Below are 14,931 nucleotides of genomic sequence, written 5' to 3' on the forward strand. Positions count from 1 at the left end.
TCATCGTGCGCCGATGGACTCCGATATCCGCATTGATGGCCGCGTGTTCGCTTATGTCTTTCCCTGTGCCTGGGAGGACTACGCGAAGATTGGTTTCTCGCGCGATCCGCTGGGCCGGATCTGTGCGCTGCATCGGCGCTGGTTCGAGTTCTTCGATCTGGAAGCGGGCGCGCTGGTCGAGGCGGAGTCCGAGCGGGATGCGCGTGACCTGGAACTGCAGTTGCGCCGGCCCTTCAAGCTGCATCGTGCGCCGGCACCGATGACGGTGCAGGACAAGGCCGGTGGGCGCACCGAATGGGTGCGCGGGGCCAACGCCGCACTGGCCGAGGCGGTACGTGCGCTGGCACAGCAGGGCTATCACACGTATCCGCTGCGGCCGTGGCTGCGGGCGGCGATGGTCCAGCGTCTGGACCGGCTGCATGACTGGGCCGCAGCGCAGGTGCCGGAAGAGGAAAGCCTGTGCACGCCGGTCGGTGTGGCCGCACTTCGCGAAGCCATCGATGCGTATCGCGCGCTCGCTATCGATCCGGAGCCGTGGTTGCCGGAGTACCTGCAGCGCGGGTGGTGACACTTCCCGAGGTGGCCGGGACGTTGGCCGGCCGCAGTGCCTGGCGCGCGTCGGGCGCTGCGGGAACCGGTTCGGCCAAGCGCTGGGCCAGGGCAACGTTGGTCACATGACCCTGCAGGAACAACAGACCGCTGAAGATGTTCATGATCGTGCCTCCACTTGAGTGGAATGCACGATACGGGCAGCATGGGGGCGCAAAAAGCGACATTTCCGCAAGGTCGACTTGAGAGGAATTCAAGGCTTATGTCCCGCCCACCGCTGCATGCCCTGCAGGGCTTCGTCGCTGCCGCACGCTTGGGCAACCTCTCCCGCGCCGCCGCATCGATGAACCTGACGGTCAGTGCGCTCAGCCATCAGATGCGCCAGCTCGAGGAACGCCTGGGGCAGCCGCTGCTGATCCGACAGGCACGCGGTGTGGCCTTGACCCTGGAGGGGCAGCGCCTGCTGGATCAGGTCGGGCCCCATCTGGATGCGATCAACGAAGCCTTCCAGCCCTACGCTGCGCGACCCGAGCATGTGCTCACCATCAGTGCCGTACCGTCGATGGCCAGCGCATGGCTGGTGCCACGGCTGGGCAATTTCGTGGCGGCGCATCCACAGATCGAAATCAATCTGCAATCGAGCGAACGACTGATCGACTTCGACCGGCAACTGCAGTTCGATGCGGCGCTGCGGCTGGGCAGCGGACAATGGCCGGGGCTGGTGGTGGAACCGTTGTTCGACGAATGGCTGCTGCCGATGGCCAGCCCGGCACTGATCGAGCGCATGGGCGGCATCGGCCACCTACCGTTGGCGCAGTGGCCGCTGCTGGGAGACCCAGACGGTGCGTGGGGCGCATGGTTCGCGCTGGTCGGACAGCGCCCACCGGCGCGGTTCGTGGCGGTGCTGGATGATTCCGAGGCCCACCATCGCGCCGCACTGGACGGCGTTGGTGTTGCGCTGGGACGGGTCACCCGGGCGCGGCTGCTGCTGGATTCCGGCCAGTTGGTTGCGTTGTCGGACCTGCGCCTGAAAACCGCATGGCCGCATTGGCTGGTGTACCCGCAGCGCTCGATACGCCACCGTGGTTTCCTGGCCTTCCGCGAATGGCTGCACGCGCAGGCAGCCGAGCATGTGCGGCACATGCAGGCCGCCGACGCGGGATAGCGCCAGGCGAGCGTAGTGACGGGGAGTGTGCGTCAGCGCACCAGCGTGACTGCCTGCCCGGCACGTGCGAAGGCTTCGCCCAGCAGCGGTCCGGCCTTGATGGCCTCTACTTCCGCGAACAGTGCCTGCAACGCCGCTGCGGGTCTAGCAACAGGCGCTGCGACCGCCTGCTGGATCACGGTGAAGCGATCTGCCAGCACGCGATGGCCGGCATGCGCCTGTGCCCAGGCCTGCAGGGGTTGGCGTACGCCGGCCGCTGCATCCAGCCGCTGCTGGTCGAAAAGAGTAATGGCGGCGGCCGAGGTGTCGGCACGCTCAATCGTTGCCTGCTGCAGCTCGCGGCTGAGGAACAGATCGTAGGCGGCGCCGCGACCCACTGCGATGCGCAGCCCGTCGCGATCGAGATCTGCAACCTGCCGTGCTGGGCTGTCATCGCGCACCAGGTAAGTTCCTTCGATCTCCACATACGGTGCACTGAAGGCAATGCGGTCGGCGCGTGCCGGGTCCACCGCCAGGAAGGCCAAGTCCCACGCATCGTCGCTCGCCGCTGCCACCACCGATGCGGCGGCATCGTGGCAACTGAAGCGGGCCTGCACACCCAGCCGCTGTGCCAGCGCGGTGGCCAGTTCCACCGATGGCCCGCGTGGTGCATCGGCGTCGCCCTGGGCCAGCACCGGGTTGCCGAGGTTGATGGCAACGCGCAGGTAGCCCAGTGGGGCCAACGCATGACGGTGATCGGTCAGGGACATGCGCAGTTCCAGCTCGGTGTCGGGCTGCCAGCATGCCACCTGTGGCCGTATCGTGTGGTGTGCAGAGCTGCGATCCTGTGTTTCATCCGCCTGCACGCCCAGCCATGATCACCATGAATCCCATCCTGCACGTTGAAGTTCCCGTTGCCGACCTGGACCGTGCCATGGCGTTCTATCGGCAATGGCTGCAGGTGGACATCGCTACCCCGATCAACGTGCATGACTGCCGGATGGCGTACCTGCCATTCAACGATAGGGACGCGGGTGCCAGCATGGCGCTGGTGCACGGTGCTGACTACCTGCCCTCGGAGCAGGGACCGCGCATCTACCTGGGCGTGGACGATCTGGATGACAGCCTGCAGCGTGCCCTTCAGGCTGGCGCGGTGCTGTGCTTTGGCCCGGACGTGGCCGGTGACTGGCGGGTGGCCGAGATCCGCGACAGCGAGGGCAACCGGATCGCCCTGCAGGCGCCCTTCACCCCATAGCCGGGGAGGTCAGCAGCCGAACATCGCGTGGCTCTACACGGACGCGGCGCGCGATCGCTGCAGCCAGTCGGCAATGGCTGGATCCAATCGCGGATCGTCCGGAAGGCGCATGCCGAAACCCTGCTGCAGCACCTCGCGCACGTCCTGCACATCGCGCAGCGGGCGCTTGGCCGGTACCTGGCCCGGGCGATATTCGGTGTAGTTGCCGCTGCCGATGGTGCGTCGCCAATCCGGCCCGGTCAGTGATGCACGCAGTTGGCCAGGGAAGCTCGACTGCGGATGCGTACACACGTACCAGTTACCCACTTCGTTATCGATCGGCGCCGGTGGCTGCAGGTCGAAGCGGTACAGCGCCCGCCAGTCATCCCCTGCTTCGGCGGCAAGCATGAAGTCGCCATCGTCCAACCGCCGCACGCGGTAGCGCTCATGCGGTGTGTCCTGCACTGCGGTCTCATGCAGGCGCAGTGGCACGGTCGGGGTCAGGCTGCCGAAGCCGGTATCGACCAACCAGTCTGCTTCCTGCAGACGCACCCGCAGGAGCAGATGCGTACGCGCGGTCAGTTCGCCCTCTGCAGCCGACAGCAGTACCCGTGCGCTCAGCGGCTGCGCATCGAAGCCCAGGGCCTGCAGCAGGGCCAGGAACGCGCCATTGAGTTCGAAGCAGTAGCCGCCGCGCTGCGCGTGCAGCAGCTTGTGCTGGACGCTGTCCAGGTCGATGGCGACCGCATCGCGCAGCAGGCTGGTAAGGGTCTCGAATGGCAGCAGGGCGTTGTGGCGCTGCTGCAGCAGGGTCAGCCCGGCCAGCGTGAGCGGTGGCGGGGCATCCAGCTGCAGGCGCTGCAGGTAGCGGGGGACGTCGATGGACATGGCAGGCACCACGGGCGGGGGGCTCCACTGTGCTACCGCAACCGGGGTTGAGGTCAAGTGTGCCTCACCGGTGTCATCCCCTCGTCGCCTGCGGCCGGTACAACAGCGACGACTGGGTACTGCCCGCGGCAGGACTCAGTCGGACGCTAAAGTTCCACTGAGATCGGTCGATACAGGTGCGTCCTTCCGCCTGGAGTCTGTCATGTCGGCCGTCGTTCCCCACCTTCGGTCCCTGCGTAGCCGCGTTGTCGGGTTGCGTTCCCGTTTCCCAGGCCTGCTGCGCTGGCTGCAGCCACATCGGCTCAGCGTCGCCGACAAGCTCAAGGCGACCCTGCTGGTCTGCAGCCTGGGACTGGTGGCCATCGCCGCCGTCCACGCCTGGACCAGTCATGCGAGCACGCAGGCGGCCCGCGATCAGGCCAGCTACCAGCACGGCAGTGACCGCGTTGCTTCGCTGGCCGCCCGGGTGGCCGAGGCCCGGCGCCTGCAGACCCAGTATGCGCGCAGTTTCGATGATGTGGACCGCAGCCAGTTGCTGGCCACGCAGCAGATGTTGAAGCAGGACCTGCAGGCGTTGCGGGGCATGCCGATGGACGCGGGCCGGCGCAAGGTGCTGCAGGCGATGACCGAGGCCGTCGATGCATTCTCACAGGGCATCGCCGCGTTGTTCGAGCGGGTAGATGAGATGGGACGCGGCGACGCTGGTCTGGCCGCGCAGCTGCAGCAGGCCGCCGACGCGCTGCAGGCGCAGGTGGATGCGCTGGAGCGCCCTGCGCTGTCCCTGCATGTGCAGCGGATGCGGCGCCAGGAAGCGTTGCTGCTGCTCGATGGCGATTCCACCCACGCCGATCGTGCCAGCGAAGAAAAGCTGCCCTTCGATCTGGCGTTGGCCGGCCTGCCAGCCGACGTGCAGGAGCGCGTGCGCAACGGCATGGAAGCGTACCAGGCCGCGTTGCTGGGCTATACCGCCGCGCGCGTCGGCCTGGATGTGGAGACGCAGTCACTGCTGGAGACCGCGGCGGCCGTGGGCCCGGCATTGACCGCCTTCCAGCAGGCTCAGGTTGCAGCACTGGAACAGGCACAACTGCGTCAGCGATCGGGTGCAAGGATGGCCAGCGTGCTGTTCGTGGCCACCCTGATGCTGGTGGCCGGCGTGCTGATCACCAGCCTGGTACTGGTGGTACGCGCGGTGCGTCGACCGATCCAGGACACCCTGCGCTTTGCAGGCGATATCGCGGATGACCGGCTCGACACCACGCTGCGCGTGCACAACGCCAACGATGAGATCGGCCAGCTCGCGCAGCGCCTGGTCGACATGCAGCAGCGCCTGCGTGCGCGCACCGAGACCGAACGCGCGGTGGCACGCGGCAACACGCGCGTGCGGCAGGCGCTGGACAGTGCCCAGACCGGCTTGATGGTGGTTGATGCGGAAGGGCAGGTGGCCTACGCCAACCCGGCGCTGCTGCAGCTGCTGGCGCTTCCCGCAGAGACATTGCTCGGCAGCGACGCGGTCCGCCTGCATCCGGCGCTGGCGGGACTGATCGGTGTCCGTCAGCGCGAAGAGCGTGAGATCGGCCACGCCGGTACCCGGTATCAGTTGATCGCCAATGCCATCGTCGAGGACGACCACTTCCTTGGTGTCGCGGTGGAATGGCGCAGCCGCGCGCTGGAAACGCTGCTGGAAACTGAAGTGGCGGCATTGGTCGACGCGGCAGCGCATGGCGAGCTGCAGGGGCGCATCGCGCTGGAGGGCAAGCAGGGGTTCGTACGCACGCTGTCGACCAGCATCAATCGCCTGCTGTCCACTTTCGAGACCAACCTGGGCGACCTGCAGGCGCTGCTGGCCGCACTGGCACGCGGCGACCTGAGCGTGCGCATGGAGGGCGACCTGCAGGGCGTGTTCGCCCGCATGCGTGACGATGCCAACGCCACTGTCGCGCAGCTGGGCCACATCGTCACCCGTATCCAGCAGGCCACTGTGCGCCTGGATGTGGGTGTCAGCGAGATCGTCGCCGGTCATCACGATCTGTCCCAGCGCACCGAGCAGCAGGCGGCCAACCTGGAAGAAACCGCGGCATCCATGCATGAGCTGACCGACACCGTCGGCCGCAACGCCGACGCCGCGGGGCGTGCTGACGGACTGGTACGTGACGCCGCCAAGGTTGCCGAGCGCGGCGGCACCGCGGTCGGCCAGGTCGTGGCGACCATGCAGGGCATCAGCGCGTCGTCGCGTCGCATCGGCGACATCATCCAGCTGATCGATGGCATCGCCTTCCAGACCAATATCCTGGCCCTCAACGCGGCGGTGGAGGCAGCGCGTGCAGGCGAGCAGGGTCGCAGCTTCGCGGTGGTGGCCGCCGAAGTGCGCTTACTTGCCCAGCGCAGTGCGGACGCGGCCAAGCAGATCAAGGGGCTGATCGAGGACTCGGTGGCGCGGGTAGGCCAGGGCAGTACGCAGGCCGAGCAGGCGGGCGCCACGATGGACGAGATCGTCAGCAGCGTGCAGCAGTTGGCCGGGTTGCTGGCGGGTATCCGCAGTGCGTCGCACGAGCAACATGCGGGCATCGCCCAGGTGAACCAGACCGTCGTGCAGATGGAGGCCAGCACGCAGCGCAATGCGAGCCTGGTGGAAGAGGCCGGCGCATCGACCGCGCAGATGCAGGCCCAGGTGCAGGCGCTGGCCGAAGCGGTGGCAGCGTTCCGACTACTGCCCGAGCGACGCCCGCGCGCGGCCGCGTGATCGCCTTCGCCAGGCATGGCCCGGCGCTACCGTTGAAACCCATGACGGGTAACGCCGGGCCATGCCCGGCGAACGGACTCAATACACGTCGCGCCGGTAACGTCCGTTCTCCAGCAGCAGTTCCACCGCTTCATCGCCCAGTGCCTCGCGCAGCACCTGGTCCACGCCTTCGGCCATGCCGTGCAGCGATCCACATACATGGATCACTGCGCCGCGTGCCAGCCACGTGTGCAGTTCATCCGCCGCAGCGCGCAGGCGATGCTGCACGTAGCTGCCATCGTCGATATCACGCGAGTACGCCTGATCCAACCGCAGCAGGTGCGCGTCAGCCTGCCATCGGATGATTTCCTCGGCGAACAGGAAGTCGTGCGCGCGCTGGCGCTCGCCGAACAGCAGCCAATGACCGTGCTCACCGTGATGCGCAGCTTCGCGCAGCAGGCTGCGCAGGCCGGCGATGCCGGTGCCGTTGCCGATCAGTACCATCGGCGTGCCTGGCTGCCGATGGAAGCCAGGGTTGCGATGCACGCGGGCCGCAACCGCACCCTTCAACGGCGCATGCAGCGCCAACCAGCCCGAGCCCAGCCCCGCGCGACCTGCTGCGTCGTGGACCAGCCGGACCACCAGTTCCACCTCGCCATCGGCGGCGCATGAGGCGATGGAGTATTCACGCCCGGGCAGCGACGGCAGGCCTGACAAACATAGGCCTGCATCCTGTACCCGCAATGCACTGCCGGCTTCGGGCAGCACGCGTTCGCTGGCCAGTTCCAACAGCGTTTTCGCAGCACCGTCGATCAGCAGCGGTTGCAGGGGATCCAGGCCATGCGCTCGAAGCACCGTGTGCACATGCCCCGCATCGTGGCGTGGTGCGATATGCAGGATGTCGCCGGCCTGCCAATCGACATCAGCCGGTGGTGCCAGGCGGATCTTCCAGATCTGGCCACCGACGCTGCCGGCGTTGAGCAGGGTGCGGCCGAGCAGACGCCAGTCATGCATCACCGTGGCGGCTGGCAGCACGCTGTCATCGGTGTCGATGCCGGTCAGCCCGGTCAGCTGCAGCTGCCACTTCCGCAGCGCCGTCACCGAAGCAGCATCGACATCGATTCGCGCGAACAACGGCTGTGCGCCCGCGCGGGCCAGCCAGTCATCCATCTGCATGCCGAATCCGCAGAATTGATCGTACTGATGGTCACCCAGTGCGAGCATGCCGTAGCGCAGGCTGGAAAGCGCCGGCAGCTGTGCCAGCAGTTGGCGCGCGCTGCGCCGTGCGTTGTCCGGTGGCTCGCCATCACCGAAGGTGCTGAGCACGAACAGCGCCTGTGTGGTGGCTTGCAGCTGCGTGGCCGTCACGCGCGCAAGCGGCAGTACCTGCACCCCGTGGCCGGCCGCCTGCAGCTGTGCCGCCGCACGCCAGGCCAACTGTTCGGCCAGGCCGCTCTGGCTGGCATGCACCACCAGCCACGGTATGCCCCCGGCGTGGAGTGCTGCTGCCGGAACGGTCTGCCGCAGCGCGCGCGCGGCGCGCTGGCTGCGGCGGCGGTCCAGGTACAGCAGCCAACCGGTGACGAAGAACAGACACATGCCCAGGCTGCTGAGCATCACCACGATGCGTCCGGGCATGCCGAAGAAGCTGCCCGAGTGCAGGGCGAACATGCTGGTGGTGAGCTGGCCGCCGGCACCCTGGCGTGCGTACGGGCGCGCGTCGAGAACCGCGCCGGTGGCCGGGTCGAGCTGCAGCAGGTCGTGCGCACGATCATGGTGGCCGCCGCGCTGCGCGGGATCCGCCGACATCACCCGCACATTGAGTGCTTGACCGGGCTTCTCCGGCAGGCGCAGGTCGATGAAGCCCTGGCGCACACCGGGCAGCGCATACAGCGTGGCCTCGACATTGTGCAGATCCAGGGGAAGATCCGTGGCGAGTCTGTGCTTGGCGGGCGGCGCGACGCCCAGCAGCTGGGTCAGCCCGTTGCGGTACCAGTCGAACGACCACCACAACCCGGTCAGCGCGCTCATCAGGTAGATCAGCAGCACCCAGGTGCCGATCACCGAATGCAGGCTCCACAGGAAGCCGCGCCCCTTGCGCGCCCACTCCACCGCGAGCCAGCTGCGCCAGTGCCACCAGCGACGCGGCCAGCGCAGGTACAACCCGGACAGGGTGAAGAACAGCAGGGCGATCGCGCAGCTGCCGGTGATCCACGAGCCCCGCTCGCCGGCAACCATATGGCGGTGCAGGTCCTCGACGAAATCGAAGAAAGCCTGCCCGCGCAGCGCGCTGAAGCGCTCGCCGCTGTAGGGGTCGAAATACACCCAGTGGTCCTTGCCACCGGCAAAGCGTGCGACCGATGGGCGCTGGCCGCTGGCATCCACCCGCAGGCGCTGCAGCGGTCGCTCGCTGCCCGCCTGCAGCAACGGCACCAGTTCACTCAAGGCGAGCGGTTGCTGGTTGTCGGCATGGTGTTCAGCGATCGCGGCGAAACCGGGATTGGCCGCGCGCAGCAGCTCATCCTCGAACGACAGGACCGCACCGCTCAGGCCCATCACGGCCAGGATGGCACCCGCGCTGATGCCCAGCAGCCAGTGCAGTTGGAACAGGACGTTCTTGAACATCGGGATCGAGGGCCGTCGAGGCTGCCGCCCGCATCCTGCGCAACAGCAAATGAGAATTAATCTCGTAATTCTCCGGGTCCCGGGCCGCTGCGGTCAAGGAGGGTTGTCGGGCAGGGCTGCGCCCTGCACCTGCCGAAGCAACGGCAACAGCCGAAGCAACAGCAGAAGCTGGTTTCCTGAGGGTAGGCGGGGTGGGTCCGGTTGCGGGGGACGCCGCAAGTACGTCCCTGTAGGCTTGGCCGCGGCATCCATGCCGCGGACACCCCCGCAACCGGACCCACCCCGCCTTCGACAGATTCCCGCGGCTGTTGGTGGGTGTCGACCTTGGTCGACACGTAGATCCACGCCATGCGTGGATGCTCTTCATTCAATTGTCGAAATATTCGATTCCGTTGGAGATTCATCCACGCATGGCGTGGATCTACCAGATACCGGGAATCTGTCAGAGGTGGGGCGGTGTCGGAGTGCGGGGTGTCAGCCGCATGGATGCGGCTGCCAAGCCTACAGGGACGTACTTGCGGCGTCCCCGCACTCCGACACCGCCCCGCCATCCCACGGAATGCCGCTTTGGCCGTTGCTTTGGCTCTGGCTCCGGCCTCTGCAGGTGCAGGGCGCAGCCCTGCCGACCTTACTTCGCCCAGCCTTCGATCTCGCCGTGCGCGAACGGGCCGAGCTTGGCCTTCACCATCCGGCCCTGCGCATCGAACAGCACGCTGTACGGCAGCAGGCCCTGCGCATTGCCCAACTGCACGCTGGCATCGCGTGGGCCCGGGGTATCCAGCACGATGGGATAGTGCACCGGCACCCGCTGCAGGAAATCGCGCACGCCGTCCGGTGTATCCAGCGCCAGGCCCAACACCTGTACGCCGCGCGTGCCCTGGCCCTTGGCAAAGCGGGCCAGCTCGGGCATTTCTTCCACGCACGGGCCGCACCAGCTGGCCCAGACATTGACCAGCAATGGCCGGCCCTTGAAGCGTTCGCGGATATCCTGCGCGTGACCTTCAGCATCGGGCAGGACCAGCGCCGGCAGCGGATCACCGGGGCGCAGCATCGGCAGCGCTGGCGGTGATACGGCAACAGGCGCTGGGGTTTGCGCCGCGGGCGCCGGCGCCAGCCGATTGCCGGCCCACAGGCCAAGCCCGGCAGCCAGCACCGCTGTCCACAGCAGTGCTGGCCGTTGCCACTTCATCGTGCGGTGCGCAGCAGCGCTTCTTCCACCAGCGCCTGGGTCAGCAGGGTGGGCAGCACCGTCGGCGGCGCGCCCGGGCCGTATACCACGTACAGCGGCACGCCCACGGCCTTGTGCTCATCGAGGAACGCGGTGATCTGCGGGTCCACGTTGGTGTAGTCGCCGCGCATGTACACCGCGTTGGTGCGCTTGAGCAGTTCCTTGAACTCCGGGCGCGACAGCACCGCGCGTTCGTTGGCCTTGCAGCTCACGCACCAGTCGGCGGTCATGTTGACGAACACCACGCGGTTGTCAGCGCGCAGGCGGTCCAGCATCTGCGGCGAATACTCCACCACGTTCTCGCTGCTGGCCTGCGCGGCACGAGCCGGCGGTGCCAGCTGGGTCACGGCCCACACCGGCACCAGCGCCGCGATCACCAGCAGCACGCCCAGCAGCCCGGCCGCGCGCTGGCTGCGCCAGCGGCTGCGCTCGAACAGCCACAGGCCACCGGTGAGCAGCAGCAGGCCACCCAGCGCCAGCGCCATGCCATCCACACCGCGCTGCTTGCCCAGCACCCACAGCAGCCACAATGCGGCGGCATACATCGGGAAGGCCAGCACGTGCTTCAGGGTTTCCATCCACTGGCCCGGCTTGGGCAGGCGACGGGCGAGCGCCGGCACGAAACCGATCAGCAGGAACGGCAGGGCCAGGCCCAGGCCGAGGAACAGGAACACCAGCATCGCCGCCACTGGCGGTGCAACGAAGGCATAGGCCACCGCCGGGCCAAAGAACGGACCCACGCACGCACTTCCGACCACGCAGGCCAGCACGCCGGTGAAGAAGTCGCCGGCCGGGCCACTGCGTCGCGCCAGCGACTGGCCGAAGTTGCCGATGCCGCCGCCCATGGTGAACACGCCGGAGAGGCTCAGGCCCACCGCGAACATGATGTAGGCCAACGCCGCGACCACGCCGGGATGCTGCAGCTGGAAACCGATTCCGACCGCGTTGCCCAGCATGCGCAGGCCGACCATCAGCGCGCCGATCACCGCGAAGGCAACCAGCACGCCCAGCGTGTACCACATGGCATGGCTGCGGGCGCGCTCGGGGCTTTCGCCGCTCTGCGCCAGGCTCAGCACTTTCAGCGACAGGATCGGCAGCACGCAGGGCATCAGATTCAGCACCAGGCCACCGCCCAGCGCCAGCAGCAGTACCCACAGCAGCGAGCTGTCGGTTTTCGGCACGCGGCTGGGGGCCTTGGTACGCAGCGCATTGTCCTGCTGCGCGTCGGCGGCGAAGGCATCGCGCGCGCCGCTGCTGGCGTCGGCACCACCCGTGGCGGCCGGCGCGTCGTTGGGCACGGTCGGAAGCAGGCGCAGCGGCGTGCCGTTGGCGGCCTCGCGGGTGCTGGCAGCGGCCGAAGCGGGCAGCGAACGGATCACTTCGTCGCGTGCAGCAGGTGCATCACTGGTGGCGTTGGCCTTGCCGGCGGGGATCGACAACTTCACCCGGCGGGTCATCGGCGGGTAGCAGATGCCATCGGTCTGGCAGCCCTGGAAGGTCACCACCAGCGTGCTGTCGACGGCCTCGGCGCGGCTGCGGCGCAACGGCACCGGCACCTCCACCTGGTTGAAATAGACCGCCACGTCACCGAAGTGCTCGTCGCGGTGCGACTGCGCCGCCGGCCAACGCGGCTTGTCGGCCAGTACCCCGGGGCTGCCTTCCAGCTTCAGCGAGGTGCGGTCGCGATAGAGGTAATAGCCCGGTGCCGGGCTGAAGCGCAGCAGCAGGGTGTTGCCATCGCTGGCGATGGCATCGAAGCCGAATGCCTGTTCCGACGGCAGCGGCAGTGCTTGGCTGTTGCTGGTGCCCGGCAGCCGCAGGCCACCGCCACTACCGGCGCCAGCCAGCGGGTTGTTGAACGCACTGGCGCCGGTGGCGCGTGCGGTCGGCAGCGTGGCAGCCGCACCGCCCGCGCCGGGCAGGGTCACCTGCACCACGCGCTTCTGCGGCGGGTAGCACACACCGGCATCGGCGCAGCCCTGGTAACGCACTTCCAGGCTGATGGTGCCGGCGGCATCGGTGGGCGCGCCGGGCAGGGTGGCCTGCAGGCGCTCGCGGTAGGTCTCCACCTCACCGAAGAAATCGTCGTGGTGCTTCTTGCCTGCGGGCATCTGCAGCGCAGCGGCATTGAAGGCAGGATCGGCCTTCACCGTGGTGCGGTGGCGATACAGGTAATAGCCGGGGGCGATCTTGAACTGCAGTTGGATCTGGCCACGTTCGGGCGCGCTGGCGGTCAGCGCGAACGCCTGGTCCACCGGCAGCAGATCTTTTTCATCCAGCGCGAAGGCCGGCAATGAAAGCCACAACAGAGCGCACAAGGCGGCGCCACGCGCAAACAGAGTCTTCAATCAGTGTCCTCCCGGGTCTGTGCCCGGATCCAGTCCAGATACGCCGGCAGGCCGGCCCGGGTTTCGACCGCGATGCACTCCGGGAGTTCATACGGATGCAGTTCGACGATCCGGGCGATGGCTTCATCGACACGGCTTGCGGTGGTCTTCACCAGCAGCTGCAGTTCGGCGTCGGTGGTGACCTCGCCCTGCCAGCGGTACGTCGACTGTGCGCCGTCCAGGCGGGTCACGCATGCAGCCAGGTGCTCGGCGACCAGCGCGTGCGCGATGCGCTCGGCACTGGCCCGGTCCGGGCAGGTGGTCAACAGCAGCAGGACGGGATCGACGGTCGACATGACCGTCGAGTATAGGGCCGTCGCCGGGGCAGGGCCCGGCGACGGCAGTGGACCGCAGCGTTGCGCGGTCAGTTGGCCAGCTGGCAGGTGGCCGGCTTGGCCGAGGTGAACAGGCCCGGGGTGGCCCACTCGGGGTGGTCGATGAACGGGTTGCGGTTGCCCTGGAAGCTGTAGATCACGTCATTGCGGGCACGTTCTGCAGCGCTCGGCGGATCAGCAAGATGCCAGTCGATCAGGGTCGACAGCAGGCCCATGTAGGCCGGCGAGCTGCTGGTCTTGACGATCTTGCTGCGGTCGTCGGTCAGTTCCAGGTCCGGTTCGGACTGGCCGGTGGCCGCATCCTTGCCCCCTTCATAGCGGATGGCCATGTACATCACCGCGCGTGCCATGTCGCCCTTGCGCGCACCCCACACTTCGAAGGTGCCAGCGTTGCCATCCGGCGTGCGTACCCAGTTCGAATTGCCCGGGTAGCCGCCGCTGCCGCCGCCCTGGCCGTTGTTGGCCTCGGTGGCACGCTCGCCGCAGTTGGCGTCGCACTTGCCGAACGGCTTGTTGCCGCGGTCGGCGTTCCACTGTGCGTCGGTCAGGTACAGCATGTGGGTGTCGGTGTAGGGCGCGTACGGCAGTCCCTTGTCGCCGGTGGTGCTGGCAAAGCCCAGCGAATTGGGCCAGGTGTGCTCGCGGTTGTACTTCAGGCCACCGCCACTGCCGGCACGGTCGCTCACCTTGGTGTAGCTTCGGTTGCGGTAGGCATCGAGGATCTTGCCACTGCTGTTGGGATCTTCGTCGGCGATCTCCAGGATGGTCCAGGTGCTGGTGCCCGAGCCGCTGTACGGATACGCGGTGTGGCCCTTGATGGTGGCATGCAACGAGCAGCGCAGCTGGCTGGGGCTGCTGGTGTTGACCTTCGAGTAATAGCCCGCCGGGCCGCCGGGATTGCCCGGGTCCGGGTTGCCGGTGGTGGTGGCCACGGTGAAGGCGATGCGGCTATCGGTCGCCGGGCGGGCACCCTGCGCGTCGGTGATGCGTGCGGCACGGATGTCGAAGCGGCAGGCTTCACCGGCGACCAGCGCGGTATTGGTCGACAGCTTCACGCTCTTGCCGCTGGCCGGCCAGGTCAGCGGTACGCTGCCGGAGGTGCCGCAGGTCAGTGCGAAGGCGCCGCTGGCGAGGTTGACCGTCTCGCTGAACACCACTTCCAGGTCGGCGGCGGCCGGGAAGGTGCTGCTGCCCTGTGCGGGCGTGGTGGTGGACACCGAAGGCGGCGTGTTCGGGCCCGGGGTGCCACCGCCGCTGAAGGTCTGGTTGTTGTTGCAGCTGCCGAAGGTCTGCCTGGCCGATTCGGCCCAGGTGAAGTGCGCGTACTGGCTGCCGCTGCCGGTCAGCTGCAGCGAGGTGCCCGCCGCGGTGCTGTTGGTTTCGGCAACCGGAATGTTCTGGCTGGTCATGCCGGCGGCGGGGCCACCGGAAGCGGTGATCGCGCCCTCGTAGCTGAGGAACTGGACCACCTTGCCGCTGGCGTCGACCAGGGCGATGCCGTCGTTGGGGCCGTTCTGCAGGCCGTTGGTGGGGTAGGTGACCACGGCCAGGGTGGCGCTGCCGCAGCTGGCCGCGGTTCCCGCCGGTACTGCGTTGTTGGCGTAGACCGTGGCGGCCGACGGATTGCTGCCGTTGTAGAGGTACAGGCGGTAGCCGGACAGGTCCTCGCCGGCGGTGGCGACCACTTCGATGGCTTCGCCGACGTCACCGGCAGCGGTGCTGTCGTCGTAGTGCAGTTCGTTGATGAAGACCTCGGCCTGGGCCGGCGCGGCGGCCAGTGCCAGCAGGCAGGCGGCGGCGAGCGGGGACAGCAATCGCATCG

Annotated in this window: 12 protein-coding genes; 4 read left to right on the forward strand and 8 right to left on the reverse strand. The window is 67.8% G+C overall.

Going from position 1 to position 14,931, the window contains the following annotated elements; genetic code table 11:
• The first annotated feature begins 13 nt into the window (after positions 1-13).
• Positions 14-568: a GIY-YIG nuclease family protein gene (locus AC27VL_RS07755; protein WP_488765957.1), complete on the forward strand. Its 555-nt coding sequence runs from the start codon at positions 14-16 to the stop codon at positions 566-568.
• On the opposite strand, the gene AC27VL_RS07760 is transcribed toward AC27VL_RS07755, so the two are convergent.
• Complete coding sequence (locus AC27VL_RS07760; RefSeq protein WP_100309794.1) at positions 519-713, reverse strand: hypothetical protein; 195 nt, start codon at positions 711-713, stop codon at positions 519-521. The genes AC27VL_RS07755 and AC27VL_RS07760 overlap by 50 nt on opposite strands.
• A gap of 98 nt (positions 714-811) precedes the next feature.
• Between AC27VL_RS07760 and AC27VL_RS07765 the strand changes: the two genes are divergently transcribed.
• Positions 812-1,714 carry a LysR substrate-binding domain-containing protein gene (locus AC27VL_RS07765; protein ID WP_488765958.1) on the forward strand — a complete coding sequence of 301 codons (903 nt, stop codon included), beginning with the start codon at positions 812-814 and terminating at the stop codon, positions 1,712-1,714.
• 32 nt (positions 1,715-1,746) lie between these two features.
• On the opposite strand, the gene AC27VL_RS07770 is transcribed toward AC27VL_RS07765, so the two are convergent.
• The gene (locus AC27VL_RS07770) at positions 1,747-2,463 is read right to left on the reverse strand and encodes a transporter substrate-binding domain-containing protein (protein WP_488765959.1); all 717 of its coding nucleotides are present in this window, start codon (positions 2,461-2,463) and stop codon (positions 1,747-1,749) included.
• Between the two features lie 113 nt (positions 2,464-2,576).
• Between AC27VL_RS07770 and AC27VL_RS07775 the strand changes: the two genes are divergently transcribed.
• Positions 2,577-2,948, forward strand: coding sequence for a VOC family protein (locus AC27VL_RS07775; protein WP_488765960.1), 372 nt, complete (start codon positions 2,577-2,579; stop codon positions 2,946-2,948).
• 33 nt (positions 2,949-2,981) lie between these two features.
• Here the strand turns inward: AC27VL_RS07775 and AC27VL_RS07780 are convergent, their stop codons facing one another.
• A complete protein-coding gene (locus AC27VL_RS07780; protein WP_488765961.1) occupies positions 2,982-3,815 on the reverse strand; it encodes an arylamine N-acetyltransferase family protein in 834 nt (277 codons plus the stop codon).
• A 202-nt stretch (positions 3,816-4,017) separates the two neighbouring features.
• Here AC27VL_RS07780 and AC27VL_RS07785 point away from each other — a divergent pair, with 202 nt between their 5' ends.
• Positions 4,018-6,555 carry a methyl-accepting chemotaxis protein gene (locus AC27VL_RS07785; RefSeq protein WP_488765962.1) on the forward strand — a complete coding sequence of 846 codons (2,538 nt, stop codon included), beginning with the start codon at positions 4,018-4,020 and terminating at the stop codon, positions 6,553-6,555.
• A gap of 78 nt (positions 6,556-6,633) precedes the next feature.
• Here AC27VL_RS07785 and AC27VL_RS07790 read toward each other — a convergent pair whose 3' ends face one another.
• From AC27VL_RS07790 to AC27VL_RS07810, 5 genes are all read right to left on the reverse strand, one after another.
• Positions 6,634-9,159: a PepSY domain-containing protein gene (locus AC27VL_RS07790; protein ID WP_488765963.1), complete on the reverse strand. Its 2,526-nt coding sequence runs from the start codon at positions 9,157-9,159 to the stop codon at positions 6,634-6,636.
• 628 nt (positions 9,160-9,787) lie between these two features.
• A complete protein-coding gene (locus tag AC27VL_RS07795) occupies positions 9,788-10,348 on the reverse strand; it encodes a TlpA family protein disulfide reductase (protein WP_488765964.1) in 561 nt (186 codons plus the stop codon).
• Positions 10,345-12,735 carry a protein-disulfide reductase DsbD family protein gene (locus AC27VL_RS07800; protein ID WP_488765965.1) on the reverse strand — a complete coding sequence of 797 codons (2,391 nt, stop codon included), beginning with the start codon at positions 12,733-12,735 and terminating at the stop codon, positions 10,345-10,347. The genes AC27VL_RS07795 and AC27VL_RS07800 overlap by 4 nt, the downstream gene beginning before the upstream one ends.
• The gene (cutA, locus tag AC27VL_RS07805) at positions 12,732-13,070 is read right to left on the reverse strand and encodes a divalent-cation tolerance protein CutA (RefSeq protein ID WP_025878647.1); all 339 of its coding nucleotides are present in this window, start codon (positions 13,068-13,070) and stop codon (positions 12,732-12,734) included. The genes AC27VL_RS07800 and cutA overlap by 4 nt, the downstream gene beginning before the upstream one ends.
• 68 nt (positions 13,071-13,138) lie before the next feature.
• The gene (locus AC27VL_RS07810) at positions 13,139-14,929 is read right to left on the reverse strand and encodes an endonuclease (RefSeq protein WP_100553764.1); all 1,791 of its coding nucleotides are present in this window, start codon (positions 14,927-14,929) and stop codon (positions 13,139-13,141) included.
• Between the last annotated feature and the right edge of the window lie 2 nt (positions 14,930-14,931).

The sequence above is a fragment of the Stenotrophomonas sp. 14P6.2.3 genome (assembly GCF_057799055.1).

Excerpts from the sequence above, each read along its gene's own strand:
- AC27VL_RS07755 (WP_488765957.1), top strand. The coding sequence starts at position 14 with ATGGACTCCGATATCCGCATTGATGGCCGCGTGTTCGCTTATGTCTTT.
- AC27VL_RS07760 (WP_100309794.1), bottom strand. The coding sequence starts at position 713 with ATGAACATCTTCAGCGGTCTGTTGTTCCTGCAGGGTCATGTGACCAAC.
- AC27VL_RS07765 (WP_488765958.1), top strand. The coding sequence starts at position 812 with ATGTCCCGCCCACCGCTGCATGCCCTGCAGGGCTTCGTCGCTGCCGCA.
- AC27VL_RS07770 (WP_488765959.1), bottom strand. The coding sequence starts at position 2,463 with ATGTCCCTGACCGATCACCGTCATGCGTTGGCCCCACTGGGCTACCTG.
- AC27VL_RS07775 (WP_488765960.1), top strand. The coding sequence starts at position 2,577 with ATGAATCCCATCCTGCACGTTGAAGTTCCCGTTGCCGACCTGGACCGT.
- AC27VL_RS07780 (WP_488765961.1), bottom strand. The coding sequence starts at position 3,815 with ATGTCCATCGACGTCCCCCGCTACCTGCAGCGCCTGCAGCTGGATGCC.
- AC27VL_RS07785 (WP_488765962.1), top strand. The coding sequence starts at position 4,018 with ATGTCGGCCGTCGTTCCCCACCTTCGGTCCCTGCGTAGCCGCGTTGTC.
- AC27VL_RS07790 (WP_488765963.1), bottom strand. The coding sequence starts at position 9,159 with ATGTTCAAGAACGTCCTGTTCCAACTGCACTGGCTGCTGGGCATCAGC.
- AC27VL_RS07795 (WP_488765964.1), bottom strand. The coding sequence starts at position 10,348 with ATGAAGTGGCAACGGCCAGCACTGCTGTGGACAGCGGTGCTGGCTGCC.
- cutA (WP_025878647.1), bottom strand. The coding sequence starts at position 13,070 with ATGTCGACCGTCGATCCCGTCCTGCTGCTGTTGACCACCTGCCCGGAC.
- AC27VL_RS07810 (WP_100553764.1), bottom strand. The coding sequence starts at position 14,929 with ATGCGATTGCTGTCCCCGCTCGCCGCCGCCTGCCTGCTGGCACTGGCC.